Genomic DNA, 17,535 nt, shown 5'->3' with positions numbered 1-17,535 from the left:
TCAGTTGGCCTCCTTGGCTGCGATGGCGTCGGCCGCGATGCGGGCGGCCTGATGCGCCGCCTCCTCCATCGTCTCGGCGACGTGCACGTTCGGGTTGTTGGATTCGGCGAGGATGGCAAGGCCCTCGGCCGCCGCGTTGCCGTCGAAGCGGACGACGATCGGCTTGGTGCCGCCGAGCGTGTCGATCGCCTCGAGGATGCCCTTGGCGACCTGCTCGCAGGAGGTGATGCCGCCGTAGACGTTGATGAACACGGATTCGACCTGCGGGTCGGAGACGACGATCTCGAGGCTGGCGGCCATGACCTCGGCCGAGGCGCCGCCGCCGATGTCGAGGAAGTTGGCGGGCTTGATGCCGGTGCCCTGCTCCTCGCCGGCGCCGGAGACGGCGTCGAGGGAGCTCATGACGAGGCCCGCGCCGTTGCCAATCACACCGACCTGGCCGTTGAGATGCACGTAGTGCAGGCCATGGTCCTTGGCGCGACGCTCGAACTCGTCGTTGGCGAGCGGGTCGGCGAAACGCTTCCAGCCGTCGTGGCGGAAGGCGGCGTTGTCGTCGAGGGAGATCTTCGCGTCGAGCGCGCACAGGCTCTTCGAGGATTCGTCGTCCGGATCGCCGATCTTGGCGAGCGGGTTGATCTCGACGAGCGTCGCGTCGTTCTCCTTGAAGCACTTCCACATCTTGAGCAGGATCTGCGCGGCCTGGTCGACGTCCGCATGGTAGAAGCCGATGCTTTCGGCCATCTTCGTGGCCGCCTCGAGATCGAAGTCGTCGAGGGCCTCGATGTGCAGGCGCTTCACCGCCTCCGGATGCTCCTTGGCGATCTCCTCGACCTCGGTGCCGCCGTTGGCGGTGGCGAGCACGTCGTAGTCGCGGGAGGTGCGGTCCACGGAGATGGACACGTAGTACTCGTGGAGGATGTTCTTGCCCTCGGCCACGAGCACGCCGTTCACCTTGTGCTTGTGGATGGTCATCGGCAGGATGTCCTCGGCGTCGAGAATCGCCTCGTCGCGGGTCTTGGCGAGCTTGACGCCGCCGGCCTGGCCACGATGGCCGATCTTGACCTGCGCCTTGACGACGCAGGGGTAGCCGAGCTGTTCGGCGGCTTCGGCTACTTCATGGGAGTTCTGCGCGTAGATGGCCTTCGGGGTGGGGATGCCCTGCTCCTCGAGCAGCTGTCGCGCCTGGTATTCGTAAAGATCCATGGCTCTTCCGTGTGCTTGTGACTGTTGACTATTGACATGGCCGCCACCATGCCCATGATGGGCTGGTGACGGCCGAAAACCGTTGCGCCGGAATCAGGCCGGCATGGAGATGAGCGTCGACGTGGGGACGTCGCCGAGCTTGTCGAGCCCGTCAAGGCCTTCGAGGCCCATGACGAAGCCGAATCCGGCGATTGTGCCGCCCGCCTTCTCGATGAGGTCGGCACCGGCCTTCGCCGTGCCGCCGGTCGCGATCAGGTCGTCGACGATGAGCACGCGCTCCCCCGGCTTGACGGCGGTCGTCTCGATCTCGACGCTGGCCGTGCCGTATTCGAGGTCATAGGATTCGCCGATGGTCTCCGGCGGGAGCTTGCCCGCCTTGCGGATGGCGATGAAGCCCTTGCCGAGATGATGGGCGAGAGAGGGACCGAACAGGAATCCGCGGGATTCGAGACCGGCGATCGCATCGAACGAATCGGCCGGGACCGGCAGCGCGGCTTCGAGCGCGCGCAGCAGGATGTCGAGGCCGCGCGGGTCGGCGAGCACCGGCATGAAATCGCGGAAGATGATGCCTTCCTTCGGGAACCCGGGGACGGAACGGATCAGGGACACGAGGTATGCGGCGTCCTCGGCTCCCACCTTCTCCAGATCGCGGATCGTGATGTCGCTACCGGTCATGGTCACTCGGCCTTCTTCGCGTCGGCGTTGTTCTGCTCGACGGACGTGTCGACGTCCACCTGGGCCTCGCCGTCGGCGGCGTCCTCGTCCTTGGGAAGCGGGTTGCCGTTCTCATCCACCTCGTCGTCGGAGATGAAGGCGGGGCGCTCGTACTCCTTGGCGATGCCGCTGTAGGAGAAGCGCAGCAGAGAGCCCTCGGAGTCGATGACGATCTCCTCGTACTGCTCGTTCACGGAGACGACCTTGCCGATGATCTGGCCGATGGTGATGACCTCGGTGCCGGGCTTGAGGTTGGCGCGGAAGTCCTTGACCTGCTGCTGGCGTTCCTTGTTCTTCTTGGACTGGAACCACATCATGCCGCCCATGACCACGACGAGCACGACGATGAAAAGCATATTGGGATCCATTGAGGGGAATTCCTTCCGATCGGAAACGACTAGTCCAACTTCTGAAGTTTAGAAAAGCTTGTTGACAACGTCCTCTTTCGGCCGTATGCCGAGATGGTCCCACGCCTTGAGCGTGGCCACACGGCCCTTCGGCGTACGCACCAGGAACCCCTCGCGCACGAGATACGGCTCGCATACGGTCTCCACGGTCTCCGACTCCTCGCCCACCATGGCGGCCAGGGTGTTGAGTCCCACCGGCCCGCCGTTGAAGTTGCGCACGATGGCGTTGAGCACGGCGATGTCGAGACGGTCCAACCCCTCGGCGTCGATCTGGTAGAGGGCCAGCGCCTCCTTGACGTCGTCCGGCCCCGCCGACGGCAGGTCGTGGACGATCACCCAGTCGCGCACGCGGCGCAGCAGACGGTTCGCGATACGCGGCGTGCCGCGGGAACGCAGGGCGAGCTGATGGGCCGCCCCCTCCTCCAACGCGAGGCCGAGCACCGAGGCCGAGCGCTCGACGAGCTTCTCCAGCTCATCGACGGGATAGAAGTCGAGATGCGCGGTGAAGCCGAAACGCGCGCGCAACGGCGAGGGCAGCATGCCTTCGCGCGTGGTCGCGCCGATCATCGTGAAACGGGGCAGGGTGAGCGGAATCGAGGATGCGCCGGGGCCCTTGCCGACCATCACGTCGACGCGGAAATCCTCCATCGCGATGTACAGCAGTTCCTCGGCGGCGCGCGGCAGACGATGCACCTCGTCGACGAACAGCACCTCCCCCGCGTCGAGGGAGCTCAGGATGGAGGCGAGATCGCCGGCATGCTGGATGGCGGGACCCGATGTGATGCGGATCGGCACGCCGAGCTCGTTGGCGACGATCATCGCCAGAGTGGTCTTGCCGAGGCCTGGAGGGCCGGCGAGCAGGATATGGTCCGGCGGCACCTCGCGCTTGCGCGCGGCGTCGAGGAACAGCTGGAGCTGCGCCTTGAGCCTCGGCTGGCCGATGAAACCGTCGAGGACGTGCGGTCGCAGCTCCTCGTCGCTGACCGGCTCGTTGCCGACCGGCTGGGAGGAGACCATGCGCAGCGACTCCTCGTTCGCCCCGATGTTCTCGTTGCCTTCGGCCACCGAGCCGCTGATGTAGGGTTCGTTCATCCGTTCACCTCCGGTCCTTCGTCAGGCGTCTTCCTGTCAGATGCCGCGGTCCAGGGAGTTCAGCGCGAGCTTGAGCACGCGCGGCACGTCCCCGACGGCGAGAGGCGTGGCGATGCCGTTGGCCTCACACGCCTCCCGCACGGCGTGTTCGGCGTCCTGCTGGCGCCAGCCGAGCGAGATGAGTCCCTCGACGACCTGCAGCGCGCCCTTGTCCTCGGGCTTGGCGGTGGTGACGGCCGCCCCGGATTCGATGTCTTCGAGATTGATCGACCCTTTGAGTTCGAGGATGATCTTCTGCGCGCCCTTCTTGCCGAGCCCCGGAGCCTTGGCGAGGGCGGCGGCGTCGTTGTCGGCCACGGCCTTGGCGAGCTGGCTCGGATTCAACGTGGAGAGCAGCGACAGGGCGACCTTCGGGCCGATGCCGGAGACCTTGAGCAGCTGCAGGAACGTGCGTTTCGCCGCGGGGTCGAGGAACCCGTACAGGGTGATGGCGTCCTGCGAGACGTTGAGATACGTGTAGACGCGCGTCTCCGTGCCGCCATGGACACGCGACAGGTCGGCGGCGGGCATGCGCACCTCGTAGCCGACTCCCCCGACCTCGATGAGCGCGGACGAGGCATCGACCGTCTCCACCACACCTTTCAGCGAACCGATCACGGCGACTCCTTTCGAACAGCTGTTCGACAGTGTACACCATCATGCGGCGTTTCGCGAAGCCGCATGACGGCGTGGTCGCGTCACATGCCGCGGTCGGCGTTGAACCGGCGTTTCGTCGCCTTCTTGGAGGCCTCCGCCCATTGGCGTTGCGCCGGGGTGAGATGCTCCTCGCGTTCGCCGCCCTGCAGCGCGCCGGCCGGGCGCAGGGCGTGGCAGATCGCCAGCGCCAGCGCGTCGGCGGCGTCGGCCGGCGTCGGCATCGTGTTGAGGTTGAGGATGCGCGTCACCATGCGCTCGATCTGGATCTTCTGCGCGTGGCCGTTGCCGGTGATGGCGAGCTTCGCCTCGGTCGGCGTATGCAGGGCCACGGGGATGTTGCGCTGGGCGGCGGCGAGCATGGCGAGCCCCGCCGCCTGTGCGGTGCCGAGCACCGTGTTGCGGTTCGACTGGGCGAACACGCGCTCGATGGACACGGTGTCGGGCGCGTACGTCTCGATCTTCTCGACCAGGCCGTTGTAGATGGCGAGCAGGCGCAGGTCCTGCGACACGTCCGGCGAGGAGCGCACGACGTCCACGTGGATAAACGAAAGCCGGCGGTGGGCGCCGGCTTCGATCACGCCGACCCCGCAGCGCGTGAGCCCGGGGTCGACGCCAAGGATGATCACGTGCGGACTACTCCTCGTCGAGCTGAGCCATGACCTCGTCAGAGGCGGTCCAGTTGGAGTAGATGTTCTGCACGTCGTCGAGGTCATCGAGCTTGTCGATGAGGTTGGAGACCTTGCGGGCGTCCTCGAGGGAGAGCTCGACCTCGTTCTTCGGGGCCATGACCAAGTCGGCGGAATCGTACTCGAAACCAGCGTCGACCAGGGCCTGGCGCACGGTGTGCACGTCGGACGGGTCGGTGATGACGGTGAAGACCTCGCCGTCGTCCTGGACGTCCTCGGCACCGGCCTCGGCGGCGGCCTCGAACAGCTTGTCGAAGTCCACGCCCTCGGACGGGACCACAATCTGGCCCTTGCGCTCGAAGTTGAAGGACACGGAGCCGGAGGTGGCCAGGGAGCCGTTGCCCTTGGTCAGGGTGGAACGGACCTCGGCGGCCGCGCGGTTGCGGTTGTCGGTCAGGCACTCGATGATGAGGCCAACGCCGGCGGGGGCGTAGCCCTCGTAGACGATGTCCTCGTAGTTGGCGCCGCCGGCCTCTTCACCGGAGCCGCGCTTGACGGCGCGCTTGATGTTGTCGGCGGGCATGGAGGCCTTCTTGGCCTTGTAGATGGCGTCGTACAGGGACGGGTTGCCATCCGGGTCGCCGCCGCCCATGCGGGCCGCGATCTCGATGTTCTTGATGAGCTTGGCGAAGAGCTTGCCGCGCTTGGCGTCGATGGCGGCCTTCTTGTGCTTGGTGGTCGCCCACTTGGAATGACCTGACATAATGCTCCTAGCAGGTTATGAGACGGATATCTGACAAACGAAACGATTGTATGGCGTTAAGCCGACAACGCGGGCCGGCCGGGACGTGGCGTCCGCATCCCGGCCGGCCCGCTGAGGATCAGCGGCGAATCACTCGGCGTCGACGGGCTCGTCGGCCACGGCGGCCTTGAAGTCGTCGGCGGAGTTGACCTGGACGCGCTTGGCGATCACCTTGAGGATCTGGGCGCGCGCCTCGTCCACCGGGACGCCGTTGAGCTGGCTGCCGTCGCGGAAACGGAAGCTCACCGCGTTGTTGTTCATGTCCTCCTCGCCGACGATGAGGATGAACGGCACCTTGGACTTGGAGGCGTTGCGGATCTTCTTGCCGAAACGATCGTCGGAGTAGTCGATCTCGCATCGGACCATCTCGTCTTCGAGGCTCTTGACGAAGCCGGCGAGATGCGGGGCGAACTCGTCGGCGACGGGCACACCGAGCACCTGCACCGGGGCGAGCCACGCCGGGAACGCGCCCGCGTAGTGCTCGAGCAGCACGGCGAAGAAGCGCTCGATGGAGCCGAACAGCGCGCGGTGGATCATCACCGGACGCTGGTGCGTGCCGTCCTTCGCGATGTACTCGAGCTTGAAGCGCTCCGGCAGGTTGAAGTCGAGCTGGATGGTCGACACCTGCCAGGTGCGGCCGATCGCGTCACGCGCCTGCACGGAGATCTTCGGGCCGTAGAACGCGGCGCCGCCCGGATCGGCCACGAGGTCGAGGTGGGACGCTTCGGCGACCTCGCGCAGCGTGTTGGTCGCCTCCTCCCAGATCTCGTCGGAGCCGACGTACTTGTCCGGATCCTTGGTGGACAGCTCCAGGTAGAAGTCGGACAGGCCGAAGTCCTTGAGCAGGTTGAGCACGAAGGTGAGCAGGCTGGTCAGCTCGTCCTTCATCTGCTCGCGGGTGCAGTAGATGTGGGAGTCGTCCTGGGTGAGGCCGCGCACGCGGGTCAGGCCGTGGACCTCGCCGGACTTCTCGTAGCGGTACACGGTGCCGAACTCGAAGAGGCGCAGCGGCAGCTCGCGGTAGGAACGCTGGCGCGACTTGAAGATCAGGTTGTGCATCGGGCAGTTCATCGGCTTGAGGTAGTAGTCGGCGCCCGGCTTGGTGATGTTGCCGTCCGCGTCGCGCTCCTCGTCGAGGTGCATCGGCGGGTACATGCCGTCCTTGTACCAGTGCAGGTGGCCGGAGGTCTCGTACAGGCCGCCCTTGGTGATGTGCGGGGTCTGCACGAAGCTGTAGTGGTGCTTGCGGTGCATCTCGCGGGAGTAGTCCTCCATCGCGTTGATGACAGCGGCGCCCTTCGGGTGGAACACGGCGAGGCCCGGTCCGATCTCCTCCGGGAAGGAGAACAGGTCCATTTCGGCGCCGAGCTTGCGGTGGTCGCGCTTGGCGGCCTCCTCGAGACGCGTCTGGTAGGCCTTGAGGTCCTCCTTGGTGGCCCACGCGGTACCGTAGATGCGCTGCATGGTCGGGTTCTTCTCGCTGCCGCGCCAGTAGGCGGCGGCGGAACGCTCGATCTTGAACGCCTTGATGAAGCGGGTGTTCGGCAGGTGCGGTCCGCGGCACAGGTCCTTCCACACGACGTTGCCGTCACGGTCGACGTTGTCGTAGAAGCTGAGCTCCTTGCCGGAGATCTCGGTGGCGGTGGACGGGTCGAGGTGCGCTTCCTTGTCCTGGATCAGCTCGATCTTGAACGGCTGGTCGGCCTCCTCGGCGAGGGCCTCCTCCTCGCTCACGACGCGGCGGCGGAAGGACTGGGACGACTTGATGATGCGCTGCATGTGCTTTTCGATCTGCTTGAGATCGTCCGGCGTGAACGGCTGATCGACCTGGAAGTCGTAGTAGAAGCCGTCCTTGATGATCGGGCCGACGCCGAGCTTGGCGTTCGGGAACAGTTCCTGCACCGCCTGCGCCATGACGTGCGTGGCGGAGTGACGCATGATGCCGAGGCCGTCCTCGGAGTCGAGCGCGACGGACTCGACGGCGTCGCCGTCGTTGAGCGGCGTGTACAGGTCACGCAGTTCGCCGTTGAGACGCACGGCGATGATGTTCTTGTCGTCCGCGAAGAGTTCGACGCCGGTGGTGGTTGCTTCCACCTCCTTCGCTTCGCCGTTGACTGTGATGGAGATGGAGCTTTGCGCCATGATGGTGTCCTTTGCTATCTGGGTCCGCGTTACCAATGTGCAGGCCTGGACGTGTAATCAACAGTTGCACACTGTAGGGCGGCTCGGCGACATGCGCAAGCCGCGTTCACCAGACGAACGCATAGGTGAACCGAAGCCGTATGGAAGGTGTATGCGGGCCGACGTCGTCAGGCGCGCTGCACGAGCCACTGGGCCGCGGTCTTCTTCGAGGGGAACACGCCCTGGGCTCCGTTGGCGCCGTCCGCCAGCCACATGCGTTTCAGGCCGACGGTCTGCTTGCGCACGGTTCCGGCTCCGCTTCCGTTGTGGAGCACGGCGAACACGCCTCGTTCGATTCTCAGTATCCTCACGTCCATGATGACGGCCTCCTCGCCGTGATCGTTCCCGTTCGTCTTCGATGGTACCGTCATCCCGGCCGCCGCCGTGGCTGACGCGCCGAATCCGTTGCGCCAAGGTCGCGGCTACGTTGTCACCCCGGTTTCGACATGCAGAAAGCCTCAGGCATGAACCTGAGGCTTTCCGTCAAAGCTCCTGCGACTGGGCTTGAACCAGTGACCGTCCGATTAACAGTCGGATGCTCTGCCAACTGAGCTACGCAGGAATATTCAATTATCACGTCCCTGTCGAGCCGAGGCCCTTCCGGGGTGAAGCTCCTGCGACTGGGCTTGAACCAGTGACCGTCCGATTAACAGTCGGATGCTCTGCCAACTGAGCTACGCAGGAATATTCAATTATCAACCACTCCCAGTCACAACCGGGCGCGTTCGCAACGAGTGATGAATATACGCGCCGGTCTCCGATAACGCAACTCGGCGTGTCGCGCTACGCGGCATCGAAGACCGGCGCCGAAATCCCTACATCACCACCTTGGTCAGCGGCATGGCCGAGTCGATGGCGAAATCGGGCGCGCTGGGCGCGACCCCGGCCTCGACGAGGTTCACGCCCAGCATCGCGACCATCGCGCCGTTGTCGGTGCACAGCTTCAGTTCCGGGATACGCACTTCGACGCCGTTGGAGCGTCCGAATTCGAGCAGTTTCGCTCTGAGCTGCGAGTTGGCGGAGAATCCGCCGCCCACGATCAGCGTGTCGGAATCGTACTGGCGGCAGCCGCGCATCGCTTTCTTCGCAAGCACGGTGGCCACCGAGTCGGCGAGCGAGGCGCATACGTCGTCGACGGGGATCTCGCGCCCCGCGGCCTGCTCCCCCTCCACCCAGCGGGCGACGGCGGTCTTCACGCCGGAGAAGCTAAAGTCGTACGGGTGCTTCGCGCCGGCCTTACCCTGCGTGAGTCCCTGCGGCACGCGGATCGCATGCGGGTCGCCGTGTTGCGCGTGCCGGTCGATGTGCGGGCCGCCCGGGTAGGGGAAGCCGAGCAGGCGCGCCACCTTGTCGAAGCACTCCCCCGCCGCGTCGTCCAACGTGGTGCCGACCACGTCGATGTGCCGTGCCACGTCCTCGACGTGCAGCAGCGACGTGTGCCCGCCGGAGACGATGAGGGCGAGCGTGTCCTTGGGGAACGGTCCGAACTGGAGCTGGGTGACGGCGATGTGTCCGATCACGTGGTTGATGCCGTACAGCGGTTTGCCGCTCGCCCAAGCGAGTGCCTTCGCGCCGGAGACGCCGACGGCGAGGCATCCGGCGAGTCCGGGGCCCGCGGACACGGCGATTGCGTCCACATCGGCGAGTTCGAGGCCGGCATCGGCCAGCGCCTTGGACACGCACGGCACGAACGCTTCGGCGTGCGCGCGCGAGGCGATCTCGGGGATGACGCCGCCGTAGCGCGCGTGCTCCTCCATCGAGGAGGCGACCACGTTGGAGCGCAGCGTGCGCCCCTGGACGATGGCGGCCGCCGTCTCGTCGCAAGTGGATTCGATGCCCAGTACGATCGGTTCGCTCATCGCGTCTTCTCCGTTTCTCCGTTCATGTCCGTTCCGCCCGCCGCCGTATTCGTCGCGTCCGCCCCGCTCACCTCGCGGCTCCTCGCTCCCGCGAACCCGACGACGCGCGGGCTCAGTTCCAGCGCCATCACGTATGCGTCGATGCCTTCCGGCTGGTAGTAGCGTCTGCGCAGTCCGATGCGTTCGAATCCGAACCGCCGGTACAGCGCGATGGCGGGCTCGTTGTTCACGGCGACTTCGAGCAGCATGCGTCGCGCGCCCTGTTCGCGCGCGTGGCCGATCAGCCAGGTGAGCATGCGCGCGGCGAGTCCGCGGCGCTGGTAGCGTCGGCCGACGCCGACGTCCATGATCTCCGCGTCCTCGCCGTCGTACCAGTATCCGGCGAATCCGCGCACGATGCCCGGCACGCAGCCGTCGGGGCCCGGCACATGGCCTTCCCCCCTGTCTCCGCATTCGCCATCGCCCTGTTCGCGTTCGCAGTCGAACACGTAGACGCGTGCGGGGGCGTCGAGCTCCTGCCGTACCGCGTTCTCGCTCCACGCGTGGTTGCCGAACAGCTCGACCTCCAGCGCGCGTACGGCGGCGACGGCGGTCTCACGGTCGAGGTCGTCCAGTGCGACGAGCATCAGTCCTTCCTCCCCGCTCCCTCATGGCCGAGCACGTGCTTGAGCGGCGCCGGCACCTCGGCGTCCGGCCGGCGCAGATACAGCGGTTCGACGGGTGCCTGCGGGTCGCGCGCATGCGCGAGCGTCGCGTCGGTCGCGAAGATCTCGACGCCCTGCCGTCCCTGGTCGAACACGGATTCGTCGGTCACGTCGCCGAGATGGTCGATGCCGCGCAGCGCGTCGGCGTATTTCGCCGCGCCATGGCCGACGACGTCGACGACGATCTCGCCGTCCGTCGTCGCCGCGACCTCGCGTACGGCGGCGTTTACGCGGTCGGCGATCGATGCCGGATAGTCGATGTCCATGGCGATGAGCACGCGGACCGCGGTTCCGGTGTTCCCGTTGTCACCGGTCTCGCCGGTTCCATCGCCGTCGAGCTGGCTCGCATACAGCGCGAAGTAGAGTTGCTTGCGGCGCGCGTCGTTCACGGCGAGCGTGAGCACGTGGCGCGTCTTCGGATCGCCGAGCGTGCCGGCCTTGCCGCGCCGGATGAGGTTCCACTGCGCCTGCGGTGCGAGTACATCATGGCCGATGAGTTCCGCGCCGGTGGCGAACGCCAGCGCCTTGGCGGCGACGATGCCGGCGCGCAGTCCGGTGAACGGCGCGGGACCGGTGCCGACGATCACCGTCTCGATGTCGCGCGGCGCGTATCCGGCTTCGCCGACCCCGCGCGCGATGTTCACCTGCAGTCGTTCGACGTGGGTGCGCGAGTCGGTCTCGACGATTGGTTCATGCCCTGTGACGCCTACGGTGGAACCGTATGACGTGTCGATCACCAATGTGCAGCCCATGCATCCTCCCGACGTGTGCTCGTGATTCCTCCGATATGATTCTTCGGACCTGTAGTCAGACCTGTAGAGAGTGTACACCGCCGCATGCGGGCCGCCCGCTCAGAGCGTGAATCCGCTCCAGCGTGCACCGACCGGCACCAGCGTGACGGTGCGCGTGCCGTCGCTCGTGAGTTCGCCGTCGGCGTCCACGGCACCGGACGCGACGCCGGGACCGGTCTGCGACAGCGGGCGCGCGATGTGGATTTCAAGCCGTTCCGGCGCGAGCGCGGCGGCCATCTGCTCGCCCCACTCCATGAGCACGACCGTATCGTCGCTGGTGTCTTCGAGCTCCTCGTCGAGTCCCAGCGATTCGAGTTCGTCGAGCAGACGGTTCACGGCCGCCTGTCCGGGCGCGTAGTCGGCGCCGCCGAGACGGTACGCGTCCACGTGCACGAGATGCGCGGGACTCCCGTCGGCGAACCGTCCGTCGAGTTCACGGGCGATGGTGAACGTCGGCGAGACAATCGGCTCACCGATGCCGAGCCCTTCGCCGAATCCCTGCGCGAGCGTCGTCTTGCCGGCGCCAAGCGGACCGGACAGGAGCAGCACGTCGCCGCCACGTACGCGCGCCGCGATACGGCGTCCCAATGCACGCATGTCGTCGCCCGTAGGCGCCTCGATGACGATCGTCCCGTCGCCCCGCATCCCGTTTCGCTCCCCGCTCATGCCCGTCCTTTCGTCGCGATCGTCTCGATGCTGCGCTCCAGCGCATACATGGGGTCTCCCCCGTTGGTCTTGCACTCCTCGTCGGCCCAGGCGAGCGTGCGGATGCACGCGGCCATGCCGGTGGACGTCCAGCCGCCGAGTTTCACGTATTTGCGCGCCCACGGGGACATGCCGAGTTCGGCGGCGCTGATCCTGCCCGTGTTGAACGCGGACACCTTCGCCACGGCCCTGAGCTTCGACGCCAACGCGCCGATGAGCGCGACCGGTTCGACGCCCTGTTCCACGGCGGAGCGCATCTTGACAATCGCGTCGGCCGTGTTGCCCGCCATGGCGGCGTCGGCCACGTTGAATCCGGTGACCTGCGCGTTGGCGGTCAGATACTGGTTGACCCGGTCCAGTCCGATCGGATCGTCGTCGAAATCGAAGCACAGTTGCCCGCACATGGCGGTGAGTTCGCCGATGCTGCCGCCGAGCACGTCGACGAGCTGCTGGGCGGCGATCGGCTCGACTCGTCTGCCCTGTTTCTCGAAGCATTGCAGCACGTAGTTGAGTTTCGCGTCCGGCTTCTTCAGGTCGGGTACCTCGACCTTGCGCGCGCCGGCGCGGACGAGCCGATCGAGCAGACGCTTGCCCTTGTTGCCGCCCTCGTGCCGGCAGATGACGATGCTGGAGTTGTCCGGGTCGGCGGCCGCCTGCTTGCAGTAGTCGACAATGCTGTCGCCGAGTTTCTCGTCCGCGGATTGCAGGTCGTCGACGCGCACGACGGCCACGTCGGCGAGCAGGGAGGGGCTGACGGCCTCGTCGAAGGCGTAGCGGTCCGCCGTGGCCGCGTCGAGTTCGACGAGTTCCGCGTCCGGTCGGCGTTTCAGCGCCGCGTCGCATTGTTCGCGCACGGTTTCGCCGTTGAGATACGGGTCTCCCCCGTACACCACGATGACCGGTGCCTTGCCTGCCTGTCTTGCCATGCCCCCCATCACCCCACATCCGCTGGACAACTGGCATAATGGAACGGACCCGCCCATCATCTGTGGTTTGGAGGAAACATGGGTTCTGCATCGTTCACGATCCGCGATCTCGTCAACGCCGACGGTTCCGCTTCGATCAGCGATTACGGCGCGCACGTGCTGCGTTGGGCGCCTCAAGGACAGTCGGACGTGGTCTGGCGTCCGCGTGCAATCCATCTGCATGAGGGGAAGGCGATCCGCGGCGGCGTGCCGGTCATCTTCCCATGGTTCAATTCCGGATTCGATCCGGCCAACGATGCCACGAAGACGCCCAAGCACGGGTTCGCGCGGTCGAGCTTCTGGCATCCGGTGGACGGTTCGATCACGGATTGTCACGCCGAGTATGCGCTCGACTCCGACGAAATCGACGACGCGACGCTCGCGCAGTTCGTCGGCAACGACGCCCCGCGCTTCCACGCGTCCTACACGGTGGACGCCGGCGAGTCGATCACGATGGCGTTGACGGTGACGAACGACGGCGACGCCGCGTTCTCCTACGAGGCGGCGCTGCACACGTATCTGGCGGTGGACGACGTGACGCGCGCCCGCGTCGTCGGCTTGGACGGCGCGGATTATCTGGACACGACGCTGCCCGGCTTCCCGGTGCGCACGCAGTCGGGCGACGTGGCGTTCGACGGCACGATGGTCGACCGCATCTATCTGACGGATGCGCCGCTCGAACTGCATGACGACGCGGCCGGCCGCACGATCCTGATCTCCTCGCGAGGAGCGACGGCGACGGTCGTGTGGAATCCGGGCGAGGAGGCCGGCAACGCGATCGGCGACCTGGAGGCCGGCGAATGGCGCGGATTCGCCTGCGTGGAGGCCGCCGCGAACCGCGACCGCATGATCACGCTCCACCCCGGCGAATCCCACACCCTCTCCCAGACCCTCGCCGTAAAGTAGCTCCGCCCTCGGCTCCCCTAGTCAGCCGAAGCCTATCCGTCCCCGGCTCCCCTGGCTAAGCGAAGCCGACTTTTCGTCTTCAGCTCCCCTTGTCAGGGGAGCTGTCGGCGAAGCCGACTGAGGGGTAGTCCCACGACGTTATCTTTGGCTCCCCTTGCTAGGGGAGCTGTCGGCAATGCCGACTGAGGGGTAGTCCCGCTGAAACACGACAATTCACACAACAAGGGGGAAAGACAATATGCCAACCGAAACCGAACCGCTGCCATCCCGTCTCGAGACCGGTCAACCGGCTCCGGACTTCACACTCCCCGCGGTGAATCCGGACGGCGACGAGACCACCGTCACCCTGTCCGAACTCACCTCACAAGGGGACAAGGTGCTGCTCTACTTCTATCCGGCGGCGATGACGCCCGGATGCACCACCGAGGCCTGCGACTTCCGCGACAACATGGCGCGACTCGGTTCGCTCGGCTACACGGTACTCGGCGTCTCGAAGGATCCGCTCGCCAAACTGCAGCGGTTCCGCGAACGCGACCACCTGTCGTTCCCGCTGCTGAGCGACCCGGACCTGACGGTGCACAAACTGTACGCCGCCTACGGGGAGAAGAAGCTGTACGGCAAGACGCACGTGGGTGTGATCCGCTCCACGTTCGCCATCGACGCGGACGGCACGATCACGCTCGCCCGCTACAACGTGCGCGCCAAAGGCCATGTGGACTCGCTGCTGAAGCGGCTCGGCTGACCGAAGCCGACCCGTCTTCCGCCATCGTCGGACACGGTGGCGGCATCCTGCCACGATGAGGCGTTCCCCGAGGAAGAATCTTCGTGGAACGCCTCATCGCATCCGGAGGGACGCCCGGGAAAGCGATATCACCGATCCCAGGAATCGCTCCTGGTCTGACGCCTGCGGATAAGCACCGCGCCGGTGCCGACGATGGCGAGAATCGCGGTGAGCGTGAGCATCGTCGACTGGTCGGACCCTGTCGAAGCAAGTCCGTCGGTGGGTGTGCCGTCGAGTTTCGCTTCCACTTCGTTCTTCGCCTTCACCGCCGCCTTTTGGCTCTTCTTCGCCTGCGTGACCTTGGACTGGGCGGCATCCTGCTTCTTGGCGGCTTCCTCCGAAGCCTTCTTGGCATCCGCTTCGGCCTGCTTCGCCGCCGCTAGCTCCTTGTCGGACGCGGCCTTGTCGGCTTTCTTCGCCTCGTAGTCGGCCTTCGCCGCATCAAGCGCCTTGTTCGCCTCGTCGAGCTTCGCGTTCGCCTTGTCCAAGGCCTTGTTCGCCTCGTCCAAGGCCTTGTTGGCCGCGTCGAGACGGGCCTGCGCGTCCGTGTAGCGGTCGATGTCCCCGTTCGCCTTGTCAAGATCCTCCTGGGCGTCCTGTTTGGCGGTCTTCGCGGCCTCGACCTTGGCGTTCGCGTCCTTGACGGCCTGCTTCGCCGCCGCAAGCTCCTTGTCGGACGCGGCCTTATCCGCATCCGCCTTCGAAGCGGCGGTCTTCGCCGCGGTCAGAACGGCCTTCGCATCCTTCAATTCGGATTCGGCAGCGGCCTTGTCGGCGGTCGCCCCATCGATGCGCGACTGCGCGTCCGCGGCACGCTGGGTGGCGTCCTGGAGCTTCGCGTCCGCATCGGTCACATCCTGCTTGGCGGCGTCCACCGCGGCCTGTGCGTCCGCCGCCTTGTCGGCGGCGGCCTGTGCGGCTGAAGCCGTCTCATCGACGGTCTTCTTCGCGGCCTCGGTGGCGGTTCTCGCGGCCGTAAGCGCATCCGCGGCCTTCGACTGCTCCTCCTTCGCCTTCTTCAACGCGTCCGCCTTGTCGCCTTGCGCGGCGAGGGCGTCCTCGTACGCCTCCTTCGCTTCGGCGAGGGCCTTCTCGCTATCCGATACGGTTCCGTTCGCCTTGTCGAGCGCCGCCTGCGCGGTCTTGGCCTGTTCGACGAGCTTCGCGTACGAGTCCGCCGCCTTCGCCGCCGCGTCCGACGCGGACTTGGCCGCCGCCAAAGCCTCCTGGTAGGCCTGCGGCGCGTTCTTCAATCCGTCCATGTAGGAGGTCAGCTGCTTCTCGTATTCGTCGACCGTCAGATCGCCGGCATCCCAGCCGTAGTTCTGGCCTGACACGTTTTTCCCGGCCGAGTAGCCTCCGCCGATCGTGGTCGCCTGCGGATTGATGATGTTCAGGTAATGGCCGACCGAGACGTACAGGGCATAGTCCTTCTGCATCAGCGCATACGGGTCGTTCTTGTACTGCTCGAGGCTGGGGTCCTTGGCGACCGCGGCATCCCACACCTTTTTCTCCTGATAGTACCAGCCTTGTTCCGGCTGTTCGCCGTACCCCCATGCGAGGTTCTGGCCGCTGTCGTAGAAATCATGGCCCATGTTGCCGAACGCATTGCCGTCGGTGACGGACTGCGCCATCGCCTGCTCCCATGCGCTCCACTTCAGCTCCGGGAGTCCCAGGCTCTTGCGGATTTCGTTGATCTTCTTCATCGATGACACGGCCTTCGCCATATTGTCGAGGCTGAATGCGCTGTCCGGATCATTCGGACGGATGGTGCCGGCCGCCACGCCTTTCTTGTACGCCTCCGACCAGCTGTCGACCTGGGAGTCGCCCGTGCCTCCATCCCTGAGACCGACCGCCTTCTGGTATCCGTACGTCTCGTAGAAGCCGAACGCGCCCTTGTCCCACTGGGCCTGCGCGTTGTCCGCCGCCGTCTTCTTCTCGTCCGCCGTCTTCTGTGCCGCGTCCGCCTGTGCCTGAAGGTCCGCCGCATCCGCCTGGCCCTTCGCCGCCGCCGCGTCCGCCGCGCTCTTCGCCGCGTCCGCCTGCGCCTGCGCCGCCTGCGCGTCCTTCAACGCCTGTTCGGCCTTGGCGAGTTTGGCGGCGGCCTCGTTGAGTCCCGTGTCGCCCTGCTCGAGCTTCGTGACCTTTTCGTCCGCCGCCTGCTTGGACGCGGCCGCATCCGCCTCTTCGGCCTGCTTCGTCTTCAGGTCCGCCTGCGCCTTCGCCGCCGCCGCGTCCGCCGCATTCTTCGCCGCGTCCGCCGCGTCCTTGCCGGAGGTGGCCTGGTCGAGCTGCGACTGAGCGGTCTGCTTCGCCTGGGTCGCATCCGCCACGTCCTCGTCCGCTTGGGCCTTGTCCGTTTCGGCTTGGGCCTTGTCCGCGTCGGCCTTGTCCGCCTTGGCCTGCGCATTATCCGCCGATTGCTGCGCCTGATCCAGCTTCGCATGCGCATCCTGCGCCTGCTTGTCGTTCGCATCGGCTTTCGCCTGGGCATCCGACTCGGTCTGGGTGGCCTTCGACTGTTCGTCGGTGGCGGCATCCAGCTGCTTCGACGCCTCATCCAACGAGGTCTGCGCATCCTTCGCCGCCTGCTGCGCCTGTTCGAGCTTCGCGGGAGCGTCCTGTGCGTCCTTCGCCGCCTGTGACTGGTTTTCCGCCGCGACCTGCTGGCTCTGCTGGGCCTTGTGCTGCTGGTCCTGCGCCGCCTGCTGGCTCTGCTGGGCCGCGTCCAATGCCTGCTGCGCCTGGTCCAGCGCGGCCGCCGCCGCATCGGCCTTCGCCTGTGCCTCCGGGACGCCTGACGGAGCCGCCGAGGCAATCTGCGCCTGGGCCGCCTGCACTTGCGCTTGGGCCTGCTCGACCTGTTGGGCCGCGCTCTGATCGGTCGGCGTGGCCGTCTCGCCGGCCATCGCCGTCTGCGGAGCCAACAACGTGCCCGCCGTCACCACAACCGCGAGAGCCGCCTTCGAACCGTTCTTCATCTCGAGTCCTTCCACTCATCAGGGATGTGCCTGTCCGAGACCGGGCGAATACGTCCCTGTACACTCGCCCGACCGTCGGGCCTAATCAGGGGAGAATATCCTCGGAGGGGCCCGACATCCTT

17 protein-coding genes and 2 tRNA genes are annotated in these 17,535 nt (G+C 66.2%); 2 read left to right on the top strand and 17 right to left on the bottom strand.

Features of this window, described 5'->3' with window-relative positions:
* The 16 genes from sucC to holA all read right to left on the bottom strand — a co-directional run bounded on the left by sucC (nucleotide 1) and on the right by holA (nucleotide 12,706).
* Nucleotides 1–1,203 (bottom strand): ADP-forming succinate--CoA ligase subunit beta, encoded by a 1,203-nt coding sequence (gene sucC, locus AC1AYP_RS02425; protein ID WP_476544592.1) that lies wholly within the window; start codon nucleotides 1,201–1,203, stop codon nucleotides 1–3.
* A gap of 93 nt (nucleotides 1,204–1,296) precedes the next feature.
* A complete protein-coding gene (locus AC1AYP_RS02420; RefSeq protein WP_476501722.1) occupies nucleotides 1,297–1,878 on the bottom strand; it encodes an adenine phosphoribosyltransferase in 582 nt (193 codons plus the stop codon).
* Nucleotides 1,879–1,880: 2 nt separating this feature from the next.
* Nucleotides 1,881–2,285 (bottom strand): preprotein translocase subunit YajC, encoded by a 405-nt coding sequence (locus AC1AYP_RS02415; RefSeq protein ID WP_476546652.1) that lies wholly within the window; start codon nucleotides 2,283–2,285, stop codon nucleotides 1,881–1,883.
* 48 nt (nucleotides 2,286–2,333) lie between these two features.
* A complete protein-coding gene (gene ruvB, locus AC1AYP_RS02410; protein WP_476532116.1) occupies nucleotides 2,334–3,416 on the bottom strand; it encodes a Holliday junction branch migration DNA helicase RuvB in 1,083 nt (360 codons plus the stop codon).
* A 36-nt stretch (nucleotides 3,417–3,452) separates the two neighbouring features.
* Nucleotides 3,453–4,073, bottom strand: coding sequence for a Holliday junction branch migration protein RuvA (ruvA, locus tag AC1AYP_RS02405; RefSeq protein ID WP_476546651.1), 621 nt, complete (start codon nucleotides 4,071–4,073; stop codon nucleotides 3,453–3,455).
* Between the two features lie 80 nt (nucleotides 4,074–4,153).
* Nucleotides 4,154–4,738, bottom strand: a complete 585-nt coding sequence (gene ruvC / locus AC1AYP_RS02400) for a crossover junction endodeoxyribonuclease RuvC (RefSeq protein WP_034528302.1) — start codon at nucleotides 4,736–4,738, stop codon at nucleotides 4,154–4,156.
* A gap of 7 nt (nucleotides 4,739–4,745) precedes the next feature.
* The gene (locus AC1AYP_RS02395; RefSeq protein WP_476501726.1) at nucleotides 4,746–5,501 is read right to left on the bottom strand and encodes a YebC/PmpR family DNA-binding transcriptional regulator; all 756 of its coding nucleotides are present in this window, start codon (nucleotides 5,499–5,501) and stop codon (nucleotides 4,746–4,748) included.
* Between the two features lie 129 nt (nucleotides 5,502–5,630).
* Nucleotides 5,631–7,682 carry a threonine--tRNA ligase gene (thrS, locus tag AC1AYP_RS02390; RefSeq protein WP_476546650.1) on the bottom strand — a complete coding sequence of 684 codons (2,052 nt, stop codon included), beginning with the start codon at nucleotides 7,680–7,682 and terminating at the stop codon, nucleotides 5,631–5,633.
* A gap of 167 nt (nucleotides 7,683–7,849) precedes the next feature.
* On the bottom strand, nucleotides 7,850–8,092 hold the full coding sequence (locus AC1AYP_RS02385) for a hypothetical protein (protein WP_476501728.1): 243 nt from the start codon (nucleotides 8,090–8,092) through the stop codon (nucleotides 7,850–7,852).
* A 118-nt stretch (nucleotides 8,093–8,210) separates the two neighbouring features.
* Nucleotides 8,211–8,283 (bottom strand) — tRNA-Asn (locus AC1AYP_RS02380).
* A 49-nt stretch (nucleotides 8,284–8,332) separates the two neighbouring features.
* Nucleotides 8,333–8,405 (bottom strand) — tRNA-Asn (locus tag AC1AYP_RS02375).
* Nucleotides 8,406–8,536: 131 nt separating this feature from the next.
* Complete coding sequence (tsaD, locus tag AC1AYP_RS02370; RefSeq protein ID WP_476546649.1) at nucleotides 8,537–9,580, bottom strand: tRNA (adenosine(37)-N6)-threonylcarbamoyltransferase complex transferase subunit TsaD; 1,044 nt, start codon at nucleotides 9,578–9,580, stop codon at nucleotides 8,537–8,539.
* Nucleotides 9,577–10,206 (bottom strand): GNAT family N-acetyltransferase, encoded by a 630-nt coding sequence (locus AC1AYP_RS02365; protein ID WP_476546648.1) that lies wholly within the window; start codon nucleotides 10,204–10,206, stop codon nucleotides 9,577–9,579. Before AC1AYP_RS02365 ends, tsaD begins: the two co-directional genes overlap by 4 nt.
* Complete coding sequence (gene tsaB, locus AC1AYP_RS02360) at nucleotides 10,206–11,036, bottom strand: tRNA (adenosine(37)-N6)-threonylcarbamoyltransferase complex dimerization subunit type 1 TsaB (RefSeq protein ID WP_476546647.1); 831 nt, start codon at nucleotides 11,034–11,036, stop codon at nucleotides 10,206–10,208. The genes AC1AYP_RS02365 and tsaB overlap by 1 nt, the downstream gene beginning before the upstream one ends.
* Nucleotides 11,037–11,135: 99 nt before the next feature.
* Nucleotides 11,136–11,720: a tRNA (adenosine(37)-N6)-threonylcarbamoyltransferase complex ATPase subunit type 1 TsaE gene (gene tsaE / locus AC1AYP_RS02355; RefSeq protein WP_476544634.1), complete on the bottom strand. Its 585-nt coding sequence runs from the start codon at nucleotides 11,718–11,720 to the stop codon at nucleotides 11,136–11,138.
* 17 nt (nucleotides 11,721–11,737) lie between these two features.
* Nucleotides 11,738–12,706, bottom strand: coding sequence for a DNA polymerase III subunit delta (gene holA, locus AC1AYP_RS02350; protein ID WP_476546646.1), 969 nt, complete (start codon nucleotides 12,704–12,706; stop codon nucleotides 11,738–11,740).
* Between the two features lie 78 nt (nucleotides 12,707–12,784).
* On the opposite strand from holA, the gene AC1AYP_RS02345 reads away from it, so the two are divergent.
* On the top strand, nucleotides 12,785–13,651 hold the full coding sequence (locus AC1AYP_RS02345; protein WP_476546645.1) for a D-hexose-6-phosphate mutarotase: 867 nt from the start codon (nucleotides 12,785–12,787) through the stop codon (nucleotides 13,649–13,651).
* A 238-nt stretch (nucleotides 13,652–13,889) separates the two neighbouring features.
* Complete coding sequence (gene bcp, locus AC1AYP_RS02340; protein WP_476546644.1) at nucleotides 13,890–14,393, top strand: thioredoxin-dependent thiol peroxidase; 504 nt, start codon at nucleotides 13,890–13,892, stop codon at nucleotides 14,391–14,393.
* A gap of 128 nt (nucleotides 14,394–14,521) precedes the next feature.
* On the opposite strand, the gene AC1AYP_RS02335 is transcribed toward bcp, so the two are convergent.
* Nucleotides 14,522–17,413 (bottom strand): CAP domain-containing protein, encoded by a 2,892-nt coding sequence (locus AC1AYP_RS02335; protein ID WP_476532099.1) that lies wholly within the window; start codon nucleotides 17,411–17,413, stop codon nucleotides 14,522–14,524.
* Nucleotides 17,414–17,535 lie beyond the last annotated feature (122 nt).

Source organism: Bifidobacterium sp. LH_424 (genome assembly GCF_056356895.1).
The sequence above is the reverse complement of the archived record's forward strand: the minus strand, read 5'-3'. Positions and strand labels throughout refer to the sequence as shown.